The sequence below is a fragment of the Streptomyces sp. WMMB 322 genome (assembly GCF_900090145.1).
Lineage (GTDB): Bacteria > Actinomycetota > Actinomycetes > Streptomycetales > Streptomycetaceae > Streptomyces.
On record NZ_FMHI01000027.1, the window covers coordinates 1 to 18357 of the forward strand.

Genomic DNA, 18357 nt, shown 5'->3' on the forward strand with positions numbered 1-18357 from the left:
GAGGATTTCGCCGAGCGCGGTCAGGACCGCCGACTCGTCGTTGTCGATCTTCTTCGACCACAGCGTCGCACCGGTCTCGTCGACTACCGCCGCCCAGTGATGCCCTTTGCCTGCATCGATGCCGGCCCAGACCTGGGCCCGTCGCCCGTTCACTCGCCCCTCCTCAGTTCCAACAGCACACCGTTGGCCCGAGGAACACCCCGCTGTCATCTCCGTAATCAGCGACCGAAACACACATCTCAATCAGCAGCCAGGGCGCCCGGGAGGACCGGGCGGCCACTCCTGCGAAGCCACTGAAGGCAAGAAGCCATAAGCCACACCCGGCCCTCCTGGGCCGCCAACAACTTACGGAGGAGCCATGGGCGAGCAGAACCGTACGAGGACAGCACCCTCCGCCGACGACCCGGCAGTGGCCGGGGCGTGGGACCTCCACGGAACCCTTCCGCACACGCTTCCGGCGGACGAGATCATCGCCCTCAACACCCCCAAGGCGGACCTGCACACGTGGCGCACGTACGCCTACCGGGACTGGACGTTCGACATGCCCCCCGGCGTCTTCACGCCGGGGGAGACGAGCCGGATGATCCACGACCGGATCCTGGACGGGACCATCCCCGTCGGCGGGAGGTGCTACGGGGCCATGGGCGTCGGCCTCGGTGTCGAGGCGGTCGTCGCCGGGCTCCGCGGGGCGAAGGAGATCCACGCGATGGATATCGACCCCGAGAGCGTGCGGGCGATGACGGATGCCTACGAGCGGATCGTGGGCGACCGGCCCGGAACCCTCTTCCACCCCCGGGTTTCCGACCTGTTCGAGAGCGTGCCCGACGGAGCACGGTTCGACGTGATCACCTTCAACCCGCCCGCCGTGCGGGAGACGGTGAGCGAGGACCCGGCCGTCGTGCGGAACGTGTGCGTGGGCATAGGCATTGTGCGGCGGTTCTTCGACCAGGTCGTGCAGCGCAACCTGCTGGCGAAGGACGGTGAGATCTACTTCATCGTCTCCAACACCTCCGAGCTGCGGAACATCGTCGCCTACGCGATCGAATCCGGGTTCTTCCCTGAGGTGATCCACCATCAGACGTGGGACACGGACGACGTGCAGACCTTCCTGTTCAAGTTGCGCCCGAGTGCAGCGGTCTGACGGGCGCCGGGGATGCACTCACATATCGCGGAAGCGATCAAGCAGCCCGACCTGATCCGTCTCGAGCCGGATCTGATCTGCCTGCGTTTCGAGACGATGAAGATCTACTCGGCCTTGGGAGCGGTTCGCCATCTGCTCGGTTCGGGGGCCGTGAAGCCGGGCGACACGCTCATCGACAGCTCCAGCGGCATATACGCGCAGGCACTTGCGCTCGCATGCCACCGCTACGGGCTCAAGTGCCACATCGTGGGCTCCACGACAGTCGACCGGACACTCCGCGTGCAACTGGAGATACTCGGCGCCACCCTGGAACAGGTCGAGCCGTCGAAGAACCTGCGACTGGACCAGGAACTGCGGGTTCGCCGGATCGCGGAAATCCTCGAGGAGAACCCGTCGTACCACTGGATGCGGCAGTACCACGACGAGATCCACTACTACGGCTACCGCGAGGTCGCCGACGTCATGGACCGGGAAATCCCCGCGGGGCCGGTCACCTTGGTCGGCGGTGTCGGATCGGGTGCCTCGACGGGGGGCATCGCCACGTACCTGCGGGAATCCGGCCGCGACGTGTCCGTCGTCGGCATGCAGCCCTTCGGCAGCGTGACGTTCGGTTCGGAACACGTGCCGGACCCGGACATGATCATCGCCGGCATAGGCAGCGCCATCGAGTTCAAGAACGTCCGGCACGACCTGTACGACAGGATCCACTGGGTCAACTTCGAATGCGCCCTGTCGGGGTCCGTCGAACTGCTGCGCAGCACCGGCATATTCGCCGGGCTCTCGGCCGGAGCCGCGTACCTGACCACCCATTGGGAACGGCGCGGGGACGGCTCACGCACGTACGTCTTCATCGCGGCCGACACGGGCCACCGCTACGTCGAGGACGCCTACGCCCAGCACCGAGGTGCCAAGGACATCGAGACGCTGAGGCCGCACGAGATCGCCTCCCTCGACGAACTGAAACCCCCCTGGTCGGCGGCTTCCTGGCGTGACATATCCCGCTCGGCGCACGGCGGGTGACGCCACCGCCCGGCAAAGAACCCTGCTTGCCCGAACGTGCTGCCTTCTGCTCGCAGAGCAGCCGGCACCACATCCACCATTCGACGAGAGAACTGAGAATGCCCTACCCGAAGCCGCACACCGTCGCGGAACTCACCGAGGGAATACTGAAGGGGGCTTACGGCCCGGATCCGAAGGACGTGACCGTCACCAGCGCCTTCTGGCTCTACCACACCACGCGGCTGGCGGGCGGCGACGTCACCTACCACAACCACTATCTCCTGCTGCGCGTGGGCGAGAGCTTCGGAGCCTGCTCCTTCGAAGCCGGCGAGGTGAGCCCCGACTTCTGCGAGAACGCCTCCGGATTCACTCTGGAGACGCTCCTGCGCAGCGAGTCCGCTTCCGTCCGCATCGCCGCACTGGACGCCTATCTCTCGCGGGTCCGTCCGCACCGGGAGGCCGGTGACGCCGAGCAGGTCACGCTGCCCACGGGAACGCCGGAGATACGGGCGAGGGCGCGGGACGCCGCCATCGCGGGACTCCTCGACCTTGAGCCGGGCGCCAAGGTGGCTCTGATCGGTGTGGTGAATCCACTGATCGAAGCGATACGTGACCGGGGCGGTGTCTGCCTGCCCTGTGACCTGAACCTGCGCACAACACAGTGGGGTGAGCCGGTCTCGGACGACATGACCGAGGTCTTGGAGCAGGCCGACGCCGTGGTGGCCACCGGAATGACCCTCGGCAACGGCACGTTCGACCTGATTCTCGAGCACTGCAGGCAGAACGACGTACCGCTCGTGGTCTACGCACAGACCGGCAGCGCCGTCGCCCGCGCGTTCCTGTCCAGCGGCGTCACCGCCCTGTCGGCCGAGGCTTTCCCGTTCTCGCAGTTCAGCGCGGACGCGACCGTCCTGTACCGCTACCGGGCCGAGGGCTCCGCGGCGGGACTCGAGGAGGCATCGTGAGCAACGGCGCCGGGACTTCACAGATGAAGCGCGACGACCAGGACACCGGTGAGCAGCTTCCGGGCGACCTGAATATGACGCGCACGCTGTGGCCGATACTGCTGGCCTCGGCGGTCGGGCTGCTGCCGTTCACCATCTTCAGTACGTATCTGGTACCGATCGCCGGCGAGTCCGGAAGCAGTGTCGCGGCGATGGGCGGACTCCGCGGACTCGGGGGCCTCGCGGCCCTCTTGGTCGGTACGGCACTGGCGCCGCTGATCGACCGGGTCCCCAAGGAGTGGGCCGCTGCCGGCGGGCTCGGAGTGCTGGCGGTCTCGGCCGCTCTCGGAGCGAGCGGCGAATACGTCCTTCTCGTGGCGTTCTGCCTGCTCGTCGGGGCTGGGACAGCCGTACTGAATCCGGCTCTGACGGCGGCGGCGGCCGACAGGTTCGGTTCTGGGAAGGCGGCGAGCAGGGCGGCGACGCTGGTCACGGCCACCCAGTCCATGACGGCGATGCTGGCGGCGCCCGTGATCGCGCTGCCCGCGCTGTTCTGGGGGTGGGAGGGAGACCTTCTCGCGGTCACAGCCGTCTCGCTGCTGCTCGCCGCCATCCTGGTCTCACGGCGCGGGCGTTCCGTTGTGGAGGAAGAAGCGGCCGACGGCGGCGAGAAGTTGAGCTACTTCGCCTCCTTCAAGGCCCTCGCCGCGGTGCGCGGTGCCGTGCCGCTGCTGCTGATATCCCTTCTCCGCACCGCAGTGTTCATGGGGTACCTGGCTTATCTGGCCGCGTACTACGACAGCCGCTTCCAACTCGACCCCGGACTCTTCTCGTTCGTCTGGACGCTCAGCGGCGCGTCGTTCTTCGTGAGCAATCTCCTCACGGGACGGCTGACGAACTCCGCGCAGCCGCGGGTGCGTACCGAGCACCTGCTGATCCTCGGCCTTGTCGCCGCCATGGCCTCCGTCGTCGGGTTCTACTTCACGCACTGGCTTCCGCTGGCTCTTGTCCTCACTTCGCTCCACGCAGCCAGTCACGCGGTCGTCGCCGCGTGTGCGGTGAGCCTGCTGGTGCGGCGCTGCGGGGCGCTGCGCGGATCCGCTTTGAGCATCAACGCTGCGGGCATGAGCCTCGGCGTCTTCGTCGGCGCTTCCCTGGGCGGCGCCGGGCTCGGCCTCGCCGGCTATCCCGGAATCGCTCTGGTCTTCGGAGCGCTCACAGCGGTGGCACTGGGGGCGGCCTTCCTGGTCTCGCGTCTCTCCGGCGACGAACTCACCGGCCAGGACGGCACGGAGAACCCCGATTCGTCCGACACGTCCACGACCCCGTGACCGGCCTCACGACGAACACGTCGTCCACCATCCGTTCCGGAAAGGAGTGCGCATGCGCCCGTCAGCATCATCGGCGCCGACGGTGAGCAGCGATTCCCGCATCCCGGAGGGGAAGGCGGGCCAGGCTCCCGGCGCCCGTGGTTCCGAGCCCTCTGCCTCACGCTTGAGGTTGACGACGACCTGCGTCGTCCTCCTCGCTCTGCTGCTGGTGTCGGTCGTCGTCGCCATCGGCCTCGGAACCGCGGTGATCACTCCCGGCGACACGGCCCGGTACCTGTGGGCGGCCCTGAGCGGCGGGAAGATCGGTGCGAGCGAGGCGACGACGTATCAGATCGTCTGGGAGATCCGCACCCCACGCGTGCTCTTGGCCGCACTCGTCGGCGCCGGGTTGAGCACCATCGGGGTCGCCGTCCAGGCGATGGTGCGCAACGCGCTGGCCGATCCGTACGTGCTGGGCGTCTCGTCCGGAGCGTCCGTCGGCGCCGTCGGCGTCACCGTCACAGGAGGGCTCGCTGGGCTGGGGGTCTACGCCATGTCCGCCGGGGCCTTCCTGGGGGCGTTGGCGGCATCCGCCCTGGTGTATGCGGCTGCCGTAAGTCGGGCCGGGATGTCCCCGCTGCGCCTCATCCTGACCGGCGTTGCCATGGCGCTCGGTTTCCAGGCCGTGATGAGCGTGATCATCTATCTGGTCCCCAACAGCGAGGCGACTAGCACGGTTCTGTACTGGACGATGGGAAGCTTCGGCGCCGCGACGTGGGCAGCGCTGCCTGCCGTGGCCGCGGCGGTGCTGCTCGGCCTGGTCGTGCTGCGGCGCTACAGCCGCGCCCTGGACGTGATGGCGCTCGGCGACGAGACGGCGGCGAGCCTGGGCGTCGACCCGGACCGGCACCGCAAGGGACTTCTGGTTCTCGTCTCGCTCGTGACCGGTGCCATGGTCGCCGTGAGCGGTGCCATCAGCTTCGTCGGGTTGGTCATGCCCCACTTGGTGCGCATGGTCGTCGGGTCCACGCACGCGCGCGTCCTCGCCGTCAGCCCGCTGGTCGGAGCGGTGTTCATGGTGTGGGTGGACCTCGTCGCCCGGACGCTCGTCGCCCCGCGCGAGTTGCCCCTCGGCGTCATCACCGCACTGGTGGGCGTGCCGGTCTTCGTCACGCTGATGCGCCGCAAGGCCTACATGTTCGGAGGCCGCTGATGGACCTGACCCTTGACGGGCTGTCGGTCGTGACTGACGGCAAGAACCTTCTGCGCGATCTCTCCCTGAACGTGCCGAACGGGCGGTGCGTCGGCCTCGTCGGACCCAACGGGAGCGGCAAGTCCACCGCGCTGAGGTGCATCTACCGTGCCCTGCGGCCGAGTTCCGGTGCGGTGCGGATCGGTGAGGAGGAACTCTCCCGTCTGAGCATGCGGCGAAGCGCCCAACTCGTCGCCGCCCTCGCCCAGGACGGAGAGGTCGAACTGGACTTCACCGTTGAGGAAGTCGTCGCTCTGGGCCGTACGCCCCACATCCGGGGCAACCACGTGCTCAGTGCCAGGGAGCGGGAGCTGTGCGAGCGGGCCATGAAGCAGCTCGACATCTCCCACCTCGCCCGGCGGGGCGTACTGACGCTCTCGGGAGGCGAGCGTCAACGCGTCCTCGTGGCCCGCGCGCTCGTTCAGGAGCCCAGGATCCTCGTCCTCGACGAGCCGACAAACCACCTCGACGTACGGCACCAGGTCGAGCTGCTGTCGCTGCTGCGCAGCACCGGCCTGACCACCTTGGTCGTCCTGCACGACCTCAACCTCGCCGCAGCGGCCTGCGACCAGCTCGGCGTGCTCTCCGAAGGACGCCTGGTCGCCTCCGGAACCCCGGAAAAGGTCCTGACGCCGGAATTGGTTCACGACGTCTTCGGCGTCCGCACCACCGTCGTCAGCCACCCGCTGACGGGTGATCCGCAACTGCTGTATTCCCTCACCCTCACCCCTGCATCACCGAACGGAAGTGACACGTCATGCACTCCACCCGGCCACTGAACTCCGCACGGCGACGCGCCGTCATGGGATCGACCATGGTTGCCGCGCTCCTGCTCACGGCATGCGGTGCAGATGTCGAGACCGACGGGAAGAAGTCCGAGAAGGCCACCGTCAAGAGGTGCGGAGAGCCGGTCCAATACACCGTCCCCAAGCGCACGGTCGCCTACGAGGGCGGCAGCGCCGACAAGCTCTTCAGCCTCGGACTGACCGACCACGTTCATGGCTATGTGATGCCACCGGCGAACCCTCCCGTGAAGGAGTCGCCGTGGGCGTCCGAATACGCCAAGGTGAAGAAGCTCAGCGACGATCTCCTCAACAAGGAAGTCGTGGTCGATGCAAAGGCCGACTTCGTGGTGGCCGGCTGGAACTCCGGCTTCAGCGACCAGCGCGGCATCACACCCGAGATCCTGGACAAGCTCAAGATCCAGAGCTTCATGCACACCGAGAGCTGCTACAACTACCCGAAGCACCCGGAGAAGAAGAAGCCTTTCGAAGCCCTCTACACCGACCTGGAGCGGCTCGGGAAGATATTCGAGGTGGAGGAAAAGGCGACGAAGATCGTCGACGACCTCAAGCAGCGTGAGAAAGCGGTGGAGGAAAAGGCACCCAAGGGCAGCCCGGTACCGGTCTTCCTCTACGACTCCGGCACGGACCAGCCCTTCACCGCGGGGAACCAGGTCCCGCCCAACGACATCATCAAGAAGGCCGGCGGGAAGAACGTCTTCTCGAACCTCGACCAGCGCTGGACACAGGTGAACTGGGAGAGCGTCACCAAGTCCGAGCCCGAGGTCGTCATGATCCTCGACTACGGGGACAAGCCCGCCAAGAAGAAGATCGATTTCCTCAAGAAGTCACCGCAGACCAAGAATTTGCCCGCAGTGAAGAAGAACAACTTCTTCATCCTCGACTACAACGAAGGCATCAGCGGCCCCCGCAACATCGACGGCCTGGAAAAGTTCGGCAAGTACCTGCGGAAACTGGAACGCTGAAGGACGCAGCAGCTATTGCGTGAAGAAATTCGGTATGCATAGCTCTGTGCGGGGTGCGTCGGAGGAGGCTGACAGGCGGAACGTGATCCGCGAGGAGGCCGACATGGACAGACGTGGGGGTTGGAGCAGCAGGCAAGGTTTCGGTGAGGGGGCGGGCCGATGTCACGGCCAGATACGCAGAAGCGGGCATTCGGAGCGGGCCGGCCTTGCTGCGGAATTGGCGGGGGAGTTCGGGGCGGAGCTGGTGCGGGCCTTGCGTGCGGGGCTGGCTCCCGGCCGGGCCGGTGCATACGGTTCGCGCGGGCCGTCGCAGCTGAGTTGGTACGCGTTCGCCGTGAACTATGCACAGGCGCACTGGTTGGGGCGGGCAGCGCACACCCGGCGGGAGAACAGCGAGGCGCTGGCGGCCATCACGAGGGCGATGTTGCTTGACCTGCCGGGTCGCCCCGAGGAGTCGCTCCTGCACCGTTCGCTGCAGGGCTGGGCATTCGTCGTGCCGGGGCCCCAGGAACGCGAAGTCCCCGCACAGGCACGGTTGGTATTGGACTGGGTGGCGAAGGCGTCCCGGCCGTTGATCGACCTGCACGATCCGGCGGTGGCCCGCGGCGTGCTCGATGCACTCCGCCGCAAGCGCGACGGCACGGCCGCAGCCCGGGAAACATGGCGGCGCAAACGGAAGGTGCTCGTGAGCGCCTTGTACTACGCCGTCGAACAGGGCGAGTTGGGCAGCCATCCGCTCGACAACATCCGGGGTGGAGTCTCGCGTCAGGTGACCACGGTCGATCCCCGTGTGGTCGTCAACCCTCAGCAGGCGCGAAATTTGATCACTGCCGTCTCCTACGTCGGCACTTATCACCGGGCGCGTGGCCGACGACTCGTCGGCTTCTTCGCCGGCATGTACTACGCCGGACTGCGTCCGGAAGAGGCAGCCGGGGTAGTAGTGACCGACTGCGTGCTGCCCACCAGCGGTTGGGGCAGGCTGGTCGTCAACCGGGCCCTGCCGCAGGTGGGCAAGAAGTGGACCGACAACGGGCGCCGCCACGACGAACGTGGGCTGAAGAACCGCCCGGCAGGCGAGACCAGGGTCGTGCCCCTTCCACCGCACCTCGTCGCCCTGTGGCGCGAGAGCATCAACACCTTCGGGGTCGCAGACGACGGCCGCCTGTTCTTCACCGAGCGCGGGGACATCATCGGCTCCACCTCGTACTACAGGGTCTGGAGCGAAGCCCGCACGCTCGCCCTGCCGCCGCTACTTGTGGCGTCCCCGCTCGCCACCAAGCCTTACGATCTGCGGCACTCGGCACTGTCCACCTGGCTGTGTTCAGGAGCAGACCCGGCTGAGGTGGCTCAGCGCGCCGGCAACAGCGTCGACGTCCTCCTCACCCGCTACGCGAAGTGTCTCTACGACCGGCAATCCATCACCAACCAGCGCATAGAGCACCTCCTACGCGCCTACGATCCGCCTTCTCCGGACGACGAAACAGCTACGGCTTCGCCTGAGCAGTGACCCGCCAAACCGTGCGCCTTTTCCGCAGAATCAACGAAGATGCGCTGGCCAAAGCCACTGATGGCTTTTCGTGCGGCTGAAGAGGAATCATCGCGGTCGCTGCAGGGTGGCTACTTTGCGCTGGGACCATCGAGCGCTCTGAGCTGCACTGATGCCACAAGCAAACATCGCCATCGGGCCGCGACTTGCGGGCGCCGCCAAAAGGCAAACGGTCAAAGAACCGTTTGCCTTTTGGCATGAACACAATAAATCCTGACCAGGATTTCTGCTGGTCAGGGCCTTGATCGGAAGTACCCCCGGCAGGATTCGAACCTGCGCACACGGCTCCGGAGGCCGTTGCTCTATCCCCTGAGCTACGGGGGCTCGTCGCGCTGTGAGCGGCGACAGGAAGAACAGTACCAGCTTGGTCATGGTGCCCCGGAATCGGTTTCGGGGCACCGGGGAGCGGTGGCAGCGGGCTTGGACGCGGCGCCGGCGCCGGGCCCCGCAAGGGTGGGAAAGGGCAAAACCCGGACGCCGGAGCAGTGGTGTGCCTAGGCTTTGTCGTGTGCCAGGTATGTCCGGCCGGGTCCTTGTCGTGGACGATGACAAGGTCATCCGGCAGTTGATCAGGGTCAATCTCGAGCTGGAAGGCTTCGAGGTGGTGACGGCTGCCGACGGCGTCGAGTGTCTGGACGTTGTGCACGGTGTGAGGCCGGATCTCGTCACGCTCGACGTGGCGATGCCCCGTCTCGACGGTCTGCGCACCGCCGAGCGGCTGCGTTCCGATCCCCGTACGCGCCACATCCCGGTCGCGATCGTCAGCGGCTGCACGCCGCTCGACGGTGAGGACGGCCGCGAGCCCCCGGTCGACGCCCTGCTGGCGAAGCCCTTCGAGCCGTCGGAACTCGTGCGGATGGTGCGGCAGTTGACGCGACGCCCGGAGGGCGGCGAAGCCCGGCGGGGTGATCCGGACGAGCAGGAGCCGGCCGGATGGACGGCTCGCCGCTGAGCCGTCCCGTACAACGGCAACCCGTCCCGCACCTGAGTGCTCCAAGCATGTGCTGACCCGGACACGTACGGGCCCCCAAGGACGTAACGCACGCCATGCGCGCATGCACGCGACGCGCGCCACGCACGCAAGCACGCCACGCGCGTAAGCAAGACGGTGTTCGAGTCCGGTGCAGCGGGCAAGGCACGCCGCCCGGTGCACGACCTCCACCGGCTCCGCCCGAGGGCCCGCGCGCAGGCGCCTGCCCCCGGTCCCGCGCGCAGGCGCGCACGAGTGCCGCGCTGTCATCAGCGGTGACGGGCGGTACCGTACGCGCCCCCCGATGCCGCACCGCGCCTGCCGTCAGGGGAATCCCGTTCGCGCCGACCCACCCCCTCTCCCATACGCTTGGCCTGTGACACCCGCCCAGCTCTCCCGCACCGTGCTGCACGCGGTACATCGTGCCGCGGCCGACGGTGAACTGGGCGCGGTACGGGGAAGCACCGGGCTGCCACAGCGGGTGACGGTCGAGTCGCCGCCCCGGCGGGGGTCCGGGGACTACGCGCTGAACGTGGCCTTCGCGCTCGCGGGTCCGGCGGCCATGACGCCCCACGACGTGGCACGCGTGGTGCAGCCCCGGTTGCTCCGGGAGGACGGCGTCGACGCGGTGGAGATCGCCGGAGGCGGGTTCCTCAACGTCACGCTCGACGCGGGTGCACGGGCGGGGCTCGTGGCGGAGCTGTCGCGTCCGTCCGTCGCCCTGGCCGGCGGCCCGGAGCACGGCAGCGAATCCCGCAGCCGGCCCGGCAACGGCACCGGCCCCGTCACCTCCGTCCAGGACGACCCCGCGGCCGACATCGCGCGCTGGAGCGCCGTCACCGGCGACGCCCCTGCCGTGCTGGCCGTGCGTACGGCGCAGGCGAGCGCTCTCTTCCGCGTGCAGTACGCACACGCGCGGGCCCGTGCGCTGTCGCGCAACGCGGGTGAACTGGGCTTCCGTGCCGATCCGGAGGCAGCGGGGGAGGCCGGCCCCGCGTACGGGCCCAGCGGCGGCGCGCTGCTGGCGCTGCTCGCGGACCACCGGCGCGTCAGCGAGCAGTCCGCCCCCGCGCGGCACGCCCGCCATCTCGTGGCCGTCGGCGAGGCCTTCTTCGACTTCCACGACCAGCACCCGCCGCTGCCCCGCGGCGACGAGAAACCCGGGGCCGTCCACCGAGCCCGGCTGGCCCTCGTCGAAGCCACCGGGACGGTGCTCGCAGGCGGCCTGACCCAGCTCGGCGTGAGCGCACCCGCGCATCTGTGATCCCGGAGCGACGTTGCGCACCACGAACCACGCCCTCCGGACACCCCGGACTTCGAACACCGCAAAGGACTCCCGATCAGCGTGAACACCAACCAGAACGTGAGCACGGCCGTGCGCGCGAGCGCCGGTGCGGCCGTCACCGTCACGGCCGTCTGCCGCACCGGTGAGAGCGAGGCACCCGAATGAGCCGCTCCGCGCACCCCGCAGGCCCCCGGCACGCCGATGTGCTGCCGGAGGGCGGGCACTACGTCGCGCCCCCGACCGACCTCAATGTGCTCGATCCCCGGGTCTGGCCGCAGACCGCCACCCGTACCTCCACCGGTTCCGTGTCCGTCGGCGGTCTCGATGTGAAGGACCTGGCCGAGGAGTTCGGCACTCCGCTCTACGTGCTCGACGAGGCGGACTTCCGGGCCCGCTGCCGCGCCTGGCGCGACGCCTTCGGTGATGACGCCGACGTCTTCTACGCGGGCAAGGCCTTCCTCTCCCGCGCCGTCGTGCGCTGGCTGACGGAGGAGGGCCTCAACCTCGACGTGTGCTCCGGCGGCGAACTCTCCATCGCGCTGGCTGCCGGAATGCCGCCCGAGCGGATCGCCCTGCACGGCAACAACAAGTCGAGCGCCGAGATCGAGCAGGCGGTCGGGGCCGGCGTCGGGCGGATCGTGCTGGACTCCTTCCAGGAGATCGCCCGCGTCGCGCACATCGCCGACAGGCTGGGACGGCGCCAGCCCGTCCAGATCCGCGTCACGGTCGGCGTCGAGGCGCACACCCACGAGTTCATCGCGACGGCGCACGAGGACCAGAAGTTCGGGCTCGCCCTCGCCGGGGACACCTCGTCCCGCTCGTCCGGGGACCGCGGCCACCCGGAGGCTCCGGGAGGTCCGGCCGCCGAGGCCGTGCGGCGCGTGCTGAAGCTGGACAGCCTGGAACTCGTCGGCATCCACTCCCACATCGGCTCGCAGATCTTCGACACGTCGGGATTCGAGGTGGCCGCGCACCGCGTCGTCGGCCTGCTCACCGACATCCGCGACGAGCACGGTGTGGAGCTGCCCGAGATCGACCTCGGCGGCGGCCTCGGCATCGCCTACACGCCCGAGGACGACCCAAGCGAGCCGCACGAGATCGCCGTCTCGCTCCGCAAGATCGTCGAGCGCGAGTGCCGCGGCGCGGGGCTTTCGGTGCCGCGCCTGTCCGTCGAGCCGGGACGGGCGGTCATCGGGCCCTCGGCCTGCACCGTCTACGAGACGGGAACGGTCAAGGAGCTCCCGGGTCTTCGTACGTACGTGAGCGTGGACGGCGGCATGTCGGACAACGTCCGCACGGCGCTGTACGACGCCGAGTACACCGTCTCGCTCGTCTCGCGCTCCTCGGAGGCCTCGCCGATGCTCTCCAGGGTCGTCGGCAAGCACTGCGAGAGCGGCGACATCGTCGTGCGGGACGCGTTCCTGCCGGACGATCTCGCGCCGGGCGATCTGCTGGCCGTCCCGGCGACGGGCGCGTACTGCAGGTCCATGGCGAGCAACTACAACCACGCGTTGCGGCCGCCGGTGGTCGCCGTGCGGGACGGGGAGGCACGGGTGATCGTCCGGCGGGAGACGGAGGAGGATCTCCTGCGTCTCGATGTCGGCTAGCGAGACATTCGTCCCACATTTTGGAACGAGCGTGGAATCTCCGTACCTGTGCGTGAGACTGGCAGCACCGGAAATGACGAGAGGCGAGGTCGGATGATGCGTACGCGTCCGCTGAAGGTGGCGCTGCTGGGCTGTGGAGTCGTCGGCTCAGAGGTGGCACGCATCATGACGGCGCACGCGGACGACCTCGCCGCCCGTATCGGCGCCCCGGTGGAGCTCGCCGGTGTCGCGGTCCGCCGCCCCGACCGCGTGCGTGAGGGCGTCGACCCCGCGCTGGTGACCACCGACGCGGCGGCGCTGGCCCGCCGTGAGGACATCGACGTCGTCATCGAGGTCATCGGCGGAATCGAACCGGCGCGCAAGCTCATCACATCCGCGTTCGAGCACGGTGCGAGCGTCGTGACCGCCAACAAGGCGCTGCTCGCCGAGGACGGCCCCACGCTGCACGAGGCGGCGGAGAAACACGGCAACGACCTCTACTACGAGGCGGCGGTGGCGGCCGCGATCCCGCTGGTCAGGCCCCTTAGGGAGTCAATGGCCGGCGACAAGGTCAACCGTGTGCTCGGCATCGTCAACGGCACCACGAACTTCATCCTCGACCGGATGGACTCCTCCGGCGCCGGATACGGGGAGGCCCTGGACGAGGCGACCGCGCTGGGCTACGCCGAGGCCGACCCGACCGCCGACGTCGAGGGCTTCGACGCGGCCGCCAAGGCCGCCATCCTCGCCGGAATCGCCTTCCACACCCGGGTCCGACTGGACGACGTCCACCGCGAGGGCCTCACAGAGATCTCCGCGGCCGACATCGCCTCCGCGAAACGCATGGGCTGCACGGTCAAGCTGCTGGCCATCTGCGAACGGGCCGCCGACGGCCGGTCCGTCACGGCTCGCGTGCATCCGGCGATGATCCCGCTGAGCCATCCGCTGGCCAACGTGCGGGAGGCGTACAACGCCGTCTTCGTCGAGTCGGAGGCGGCGGGTCAGCTGATGTTCTACGGTCCCGGCGCGGGCGGCGCGCCCACGGCCTCCGCCGTGCTGGGCGACCTGGTGGCCGCCTGCCGCAACAAGCTCAACGGGGCGAAGGGGCCGGGCGAATCGGCCTACGCGCAGCTTCCGGTCTCACCGATGGGCGAGGTCGTCACGCGCTACCACATCAGCCTCGACGTGGCCGACAAGCCCGGCGTCCTCGCCCAGGTCGCCACCACGTTCGCGGAGCACGGTGTCTCGATCGACACCGTGCGCCAACAGGGCAAGGACGGCGACGCCTGGCTCGTCGTCGTCACCCACAGCGCGCCCGACGCGGCGCTGAGCTCGACCGTCGAGGCCCTGCGCGGCCTCGACACCGTGCGCGGCGTCGCCAGCATCATGCGGGTCGAGGGCGAATGAACGGGACCCGTGCACAGGGGAATCGAGGACAGTGACCACCATGGAAACCGCAGCACCCGCCACCTCGCGCCAGTGGCGCGGCATCATCGAGGAGTACCGCGACCGGCTGCCCGTCGGCCCGGAGACCGCTCCCGTCACCCTCCGCGAGGGCGGCACGCCGCTCGTGCCGGCGCAACTCCTCTCCGAACTCACGGGCTGCGACGTCCACTTGAAGGTCGAGGGCGCCAACCCGACCGGTTCCTTCAAGGACCGCGGCATGACGATGGCGATCACGCGGGCCAAGGAGGAGGGGGCGCAGGCGGTCATCTGCGCCTCCACGGGGAACACTTCGGCGTCGGCTGCCGCGTATGCCGTGCGTGCGGGGATGGTCTGCGCCGTCCTCGTCCCGCAGGGGAAGATCGCTCTGGGCAAGATGGGCCAGGCGCTGGTGCACGGCGCCAAGATCCTTCAGGTGGACGGGAATTTCGACGACTGTCTCACTCTCGCCCGCGGCCTGTCGGAGAAGTACCCGGTGGCGCTCGTCAATTCGGTCAATCCCTACCGCATCGAGGGGCAGAAGACCGCCGCGTTCGAGATCGTCGACATGCTCGGCGACGCCCCCGACATCCACGTCCTGCCCGTGGGCAACGCGGGCAACATCACCGCGTACTGGCGGGGTTACGGCGAATACCTCGCGGACGGTCCCGCGACGCGCGCACCGCGCATGTGGGGCTTCCAGGCATCCGGCGCGGCTCCTATCGTGCGCGGCGAGCCGGTGAAGGACCCGAGCACGATCGCCACCGCGATCCGGATCGGCAACCCGGCGTCCTGGGAGTTCGCGGAGCGGGCACGGGACGAGTCGGGCGGCTTCATCGATTCCGTGACGGACCGTCAGATCCTTCGCGCCTACAAGCTGTTGTCCTCGCGTGAGGGCGTCTTCGTCGAGCCGGCCTCCTCCGCGTCCGTCGCCGGACTGCTCCAGGCCGCCGAGCAGGGCAAGCTGGAACCGGGGCAGCGCGTGGTGTGCACGGTCACCGGCAACGGCCTCAAGGACCCCGACTGGGCGGTTGCGGGCGCACCCCGGCCCGTGACGGTGCCGATCGACGCGGACGCGGCGGCGGAACGCCTGGGCCTGGCCTGACGGTTCGTCCGCGCCGGCGACGGGAAGTCATCCCCTGACACCGGCGCCGCCGGTGCGTGAGTTCGCCGAAGCAGGACGGGGGGCGGGACGGAAGCAGGGCGGGACGGAGGGACGGGGGAGCGGAAGCGGTTTCCGGTGCGGAGACCAGCGGCAAGGGAGCGCGCAGCAGCTTGCGACACGCATCGTGCGCCTCCTGTGCGCCCTGTGTCGCCACTGAACCTTCCTTCGATAGGCTTGCGTTCATCCCTCCCCCCTACGTACTCCGGGGGCCTTCCCGCGTCCCGTCTGGGAGGCCCCGCACGGTCCGCCGGGCCCTGGAGGCACAGGGTCCGTGACCAGTCCGGCGTCAGCGCCGCGGTCCATGGGAAATCGCGTCAACAATCCAAGGAGAGTCATCGGGAGATGGCCGGCCCCGCGTTCCGCGCCGCAGCTGTCCGCGTGCGCGTTCCCGCCACCAGCGCCAACCTCGGCCCCGGCTACGACGCCCTGGGCCTCGCGCTGGGCCTCTACGACGACGTCGTCGTCCGTGTCGCCGACTCCGGGCTGCACGTCGACATCGCGGGGGAGGGCGCGGAGACGCTGCCGCGCGACGAGGACCATCTGCTCGTACGCTCCCTGCGCACCGCGTTCGACCTGCTCGGCGGCCAGCCGCGAGGCCTGGAGGTGGTCTGCGCCAACCGCATCCCGCACGGGCGGGGCCTCGGCTCGTCCTCCGCGGCCATCTGCGCGGGCATCGTCGCCGCGCGCGCGGTCACCACGGGCGGGGAGGCCAAGCTCCACGACGCGGCGATGCTGGAGCTGGCCACCGAGATCGAGGGCCACCCCGACAACGTTGCGGCCTGCCTGCTGGGCGGCTTCACGCTTGCCTGGATGGACGCCGGCGCCGCACGCGCGATCCGGATGGAGCCCGCGGAGTCCGTCGTGCCGGTGGTCTTCGTACCGGCGAATCCGGTGCTGACGGAGACGGCGCGCGGGCTGTTGCCCCGTCATGTCCCGCACGTGGACGCGGCGTTCAACACCGGGCGTGCCGCGCTGCTCGTGGAGGCGCTGACCAGGCGTCCCGATCTGCTGTTGCCGGCGACGGAGGACCGGCTGCACCAGGAGTACCGCGCACCGGCGATGACGGAGAGCGTGGAACTGATGAACCGGCTGCGGGCGGACGGCGTCCCAGCTGTTGTCTCGGGTGCGGGCCCCACGGTGCTCGCACTGCCCGAGGGCCACGGAGCCGCCGACAAGGTGGCACAGCTCGCGGGCGAGCAGTGGACGGCGAACAGGCTGAGCCTCGACTCCGCGGGAGCGAGCGTCCTGCCGCTGAAGGCGGACGGCGGCGACCGCGGACCGTCTCAGTGACGGTGTACGCCCGGCGGAGCAGGAGGAAGGCCTTGGAGCGGCCGACGATCCAGGAGAGGGGGAATGTTTGTTGGGCCCGGTAGTGTTAACCTCAAGTCAGTGCTCGCAGTCTCGTGATCCACACGTGAAACTCTGTGCTGATCCGTAGAATGCAGTACTTGAGCGGTCCCCCAGGGCACATGCCCAGGATCGCCTCTTCCTCCAGGAGCCTCCCACGCTGCTTCGCTCTGCGGTGCAGTCCCGAGCACGCTCCGGAGTCGACGTGCAGGACGCACATTCACCTTGTACGTCGAACCATGAATTGATCTCCCCGCCACACATTCAGGCGGGAACCACCGTTTCGGCCAGGTCCGCGCGCACAGGAACCTCGCCGGACAGCACGACCGGTCGCCGAGCCTGACAGGCCGACGTCCGCTCCAGGGAAGGACCCTTTGTGAGCGACACCACCGATCTGATGGGCGTGAACGCCGCTCCCCCTGAGTCCGAAGGCTCGGGTGGCACCTCCTCCGGGAGGGCCCCTGCGGAGAAGGGCGACGCGCCTGCCACGGACGCTTCCGCCGCGCCTGCTTCCGGTGCTGCGCCGAAGCGCCGCCGCTCCGGCACCGGACTCGAGGGCATGGTGCTCGCGGAGCTTCAGCAAGTTGCCTCCGGTCTCGGCATCAAGGGCACCGGGCGCATGCGCAAGAGCCAGCTGATCGAGACCATCAAGGAGCGGCAGGCGGGCGGAGGTTCCGGCGCCGACGCGCCGGCCGCCCGCGGCGGGGACAAGGACGCCGGGGAGGGCGAGGACCAGTCCGCCGGCAGGCCCAAGCGCCGTCCCACCTCCCGTGCGCGCACGGGAGAGAGCGGTGCGGAGGGCCAGCAGGACTCCGGCCAGATCGACATTCCCGGGCAGCCCGCCAACGAGGAGAAGCCCGCGGGTGACCGCCGGGGCCGCCGCGAGGGCGGCGGCAAGGCGGAGGCCTCCGCGGACACCGCCGAGGGGAAGACGGACGGCCGCGGCGACGGTGGCCAGCACAGCAAGGGCGACGGCGGCGGCCGCGGCGACCGCAACGACGGCCGCGGCGACGGCGGTGGCCGTCAGCAGCAGGACCGGCCCTCCAAGCGCGACCGGCAGCGAGGCCGCGGCAAGGGCGACGGCGGCGGTCAGAACCAGAACCAGGGCGGTGGCCAGAACCAGGGCCAGGGCCAGGGTGGCGGCGGCCGCCGTGACGACGACGACTTCGACGGAGGCCGTCGTGGTCGTCGGGGTCGGTATCGGGATCGTCGTGGGCGTCGTGGTGGGCGTGAGGATGCCGAGCCGCAGATCGCTGAGGATGATGTGCTGATTCCGGTGGCCGGGATCCTGGACATTCTCGACAACTATGCGTTCGTGCGGACGTCGGGGTATCTGCCGGGGCCGAATGATGTGTATGTGTCGCTGGCGCAGGTGCGTAAGAACGGGCTGCGCAAGGGTGATCACGTCACGGGTGCGGTGCGGCAGCCGCGTGAGGGGGAGCGGCGGGAGAAGTTCAATGCTCTGGTGCGGCTGGATTCGGTCAACGGCACTTCGCCGGAGGGCGGCAGGTCGCGGGCGGAGTTCAACAAGCTGACGCCGTTGTATCCGCAGGAGCGGCTGCGGCTGGAGACGGAGCCGAACCAGCTCACCTCGCGGATCATCGATCTGGTCTCGCCGATCG

At 69.0% G+C, this 18357-nt stretch carries 16 protein-coding genes and 1 tRNA gene; 15 read left to right on the forward strand and 2 right to left on the reverse strand.

Features of this window, described 5'->3' with window-relative positions; genetic code table 11:
* The coding region (locus H180DRAFT_RS28250) for an IS110 family transposase (protein WP_139151427.1) at positions 1-153 on the reverse strand (153 nt) is incomplete at its 3' end.
* Positions 154-358: 205 nt separating this feature from the next.
* Between H180DRAFT_RS28250 and H180DRAFT_RS28255 the strand changes: the two genes are divergently transcribed.
* The 8 genes from H180DRAFT_RS28255 (at position 359) to H180DRAFT_RS28290 (ending at position 8921) form a co-directional block, all read left to right on the forward strand.
* Entirely contained in the window at positions 359-1141 is a 783-nt protein-coding gene (locus tag H180DRAFT_RS28255) for a class I SAM-dependent methyltransferase (protein WP_199779314.1), read from the forward strand.
* Between the two features lie 12 nt (positions 1142-1153).
* Positions 1154-2161 (forward strand): pyridoxal-phosphate dependent enzyme, encoded by a 1008-nt coding sequence (locus H180DRAFT_RS28260; RefSeq protein ID WP_055489006.1) that lies wholly within the window; start codon positions 1154-1156, stop codon positions 2159-2161.
* Between the two features lie 98 nt (positions 2162-2259).
* Positions 2260-3105 carry a Rossmann-like domain-containing protein gene (locus tag H180DRAFT_RS28265; RefSeq protein ID WP_055489007.1) on the forward strand — a complete coding sequence of 282 codons (846 nt, stop codon included), beginning with the start codon at positions 2260-2262 and terminating at the stop codon, positions 3103-3105.
* The gene (locus H180DRAFT_RS28270; RefSeq protein ID WP_254666225.1) at positions 3102-4415 is read left to right on the forward strand and encodes an MFS transporter; all 1314 of its coding nucleotides are present in this window, start codon (positions 3102-3104) and stop codon (positions 4413-4415) included. The genes H180DRAFT_RS28265 and H180DRAFT_RS28270 overlap by 4 nt, the downstream gene beginning before the upstream one ends.
* 52 nt (positions 4416-4467) lie before the next feature.
* Positions 4468-5607 (forward strand): FecCD family ABC transporter permease, encoded by a 1140-nt coding sequence (locus H180DRAFT_RS28275; protein ID WP_079100477.1) that lies wholly within the window; start codon positions 4468-4470, stop codon positions 5605-5607.
* On the forward strand, positions 5607-6425 hold the full coding sequence (locus H180DRAFT_RS28280; RefSeq protein WP_055489009.1) for an ABC transporter ATP-binding protein: 819 nt from the start codon (positions 5607-5609) through the stop codon (positions 6423-6425). The genes H180DRAFT_RS28275 and H180DRAFT_RS28280 overlap by 1 nt, the downstream gene beginning before the upstream one ends.
* Entirely contained in the window at positions 6404-7414 is a 1011-nt protein-coding gene (locus H180DRAFT_RS28285; RefSeq protein WP_055489010.1) for an ABC transporter substrate-binding protein, read from the forward strand. Before H180DRAFT_RS28280 ends, H180DRAFT_RS28285 begins: the two co-directional genes overlap by 22 nt.
* Before the next feature lie 334 nt (positions 7415-7748).
* Entirely contained in the window at positions 7749-8921 is a 1173-nt protein-coding gene (locus tag H180DRAFT_RS28290) for a tyrosine-type recombinase/integrase (RefSeq protein ID WP_254666226.1), read from the forward strand.
* A 291-nt stretch (positions 8922-9212) separates the two neighbouring features.
* Here the strand turns inward: H180DRAFT_RS28290 and H180DRAFT_RS28295 are convergent.
* Positions 9213-9284 (reverse strand) — tRNA-Arg (locus tag H180DRAFT_RS28295).
* 193 nt (positions 9285-9477) lie between these two features.
* Between H180DRAFT_RS28295 and H180DRAFT_RS28300 the strand changes: the two genes are divergently transcribed.
* The 7 genes from H180DRAFT_RS28300 to H180DRAFT_RS28330 all read left to right on the forward strand — a co-directional run.
* Positions 9478-9912 carry a response regulator gene (locus H180DRAFT_RS28300; RefSeq protein ID WP_055489011.1) on the forward strand — a complete coding sequence of 145 codons (435 nt, stop codon included), beginning with the start codon at positions 9478-9480 and terminating at the stop codon, positions 9910-9912.
* 394 nt (positions 9913-10306) lie between these two features.
* A complete protein-coding gene (locus H180DRAFT_RS28305) occupies positions 10307-11194 on the forward strand; it encodes a DALR anticodon-binding domain-containing protein (RefSeq protein ID WP_055489012.1) in 888 nt (295 codons plus the stop codon).
* Between the two features lie 182 nt (positions 11195-11376).
* On the forward strand, positions 11377-12822 hold the full coding sequence (gene lysA, locus H180DRAFT_RS28310; protein ID WP_055489013.1) for a diaminopimelate decarboxylase: 1446 nt from the start codon (positions 11377-11379) through the stop codon (positions 12820-12822).
* A gap of 96 nt (positions 12823-12918) precedes the next feature.
* A complete protein-coding gene (locus H180DRAFT_RS28315; RefSeq protein WP_055489018.1) occupies positions 12919-14208 on the forward strand; it encodes a homoserine dehydrogenase in 1290 nt (429 codons plus the stop codon).
* 40 nt (positions 14209-14248) lie between these two features.
* Positions 14249-15328, forward strand: a complete 1080-nt coding sequence (thrC, locus tag H180DRAFT_RS28320) for a threonine synthase (protein ID WP_055489014.1) — start codon at positions 14249-14251, stop codon at positions 15326-15328.
* 402 nt (positions 15329-15730) lie between these two features.
* Entirely contained in the window at positions 15731-16678 is a 948-nt protein-coding gene (thrB, locus tag H180DRAFT_RS28325) for a homoserine kinase (RefSeq protein ID WP_055489015.1), read from the forward strand.
* A gap of 433 nt (positions 16679-17111) precedes the next feature.
* Positions 17112-18357: Rho termination factor N-terminal domain-containing protein (locus H180DRAFT_RS28330; protein WP_254666227.1), on the forward strand; the 1246-nt coding region annotated here is incomplete at its 3' end.

Excerpts from the sequence above, each read along its gene's own strand:
- H180DRAFT_RS28300 (WP_055489011.1), top strand. The coding sequence starts at position 9,478 with ATGTCCGGCCGGGTCCTTGTCGTGGACGATGACAAGGTCATCCGGCAG.
- H180DRAFT_RS28285 (WP_055489010.1), top strand. The coding sequence starts at position 6,404 with ATGCACTCCACCCGGCCACTGAACTCCGCACGGCGACGCGCCGTCATG.
- H180DRAFT_RS28275 (WP_079100477.1), top strand. The coding sequence starts at position 4,468 with ATGCGCCCGTCAGCATCATCGGCGCCGACGGTGAGCAGCGATTCCCGC.
- H180DRAFT_RS28260 (WP_055489006.1), top strand. The coding sequence starts at position 1,154 with ATGCACTCACATATCGCGGAAGCGATCAAGCAGCCCGACCTGATCCGT.
- H180DRAFT_RS28315 (WP_055489018.1), top strand. The coding sequence starts at position 12,919 with ATGCGTACGCGTCCGCTGAAGGTGGCGCTGCTGGGCTGTGGAGTCGTC.
- H180DRAFT_RS28280 (WP_055489009.1), top strand. The coding sequence starts at position 5,607 with ATGGACCTGACCCTTGACGGGCTGTCGGTCGTGACTGACGGCAAGAAC.
- H180DRAFT_RS28265 (WP_055489007.1), top strand. The coding sequence starts at position 2,260 with ATGCCCTACCCGAAGCCGCACACCGTCGCGGAACTCACCGAGGGAATA.
- thrB (WP_055489015.1), top strand. The coding sequence starts at position 15,731 with ATGGCCGGCCCCGCGTTCCGCGCCGCAGCTGTCCGCGTGCGCGTTCCC.
- H180DRAFT_RS28255 (WP_199779314.1), top strand. The coding sequence starts at position 359 with ATGGGCGAGCAGAACCGTACGAGGACAGCACCCTCCGCCGACGACCCG.
- thrC (WP_055489014.1), top strand. The coding sequence starts at position 14,249 with ATGGAAACCGCAGCACCCGCCACCTCGCGCCAGTGGCGCGGCATCATC.
- lysA (WP_055489013.1), top strand. The coding sequence starts at position 11,377 with ATGAGCCGCTCCGCGCACCCCGCAGGCCCCCGGCACGCCGATGTGCTG.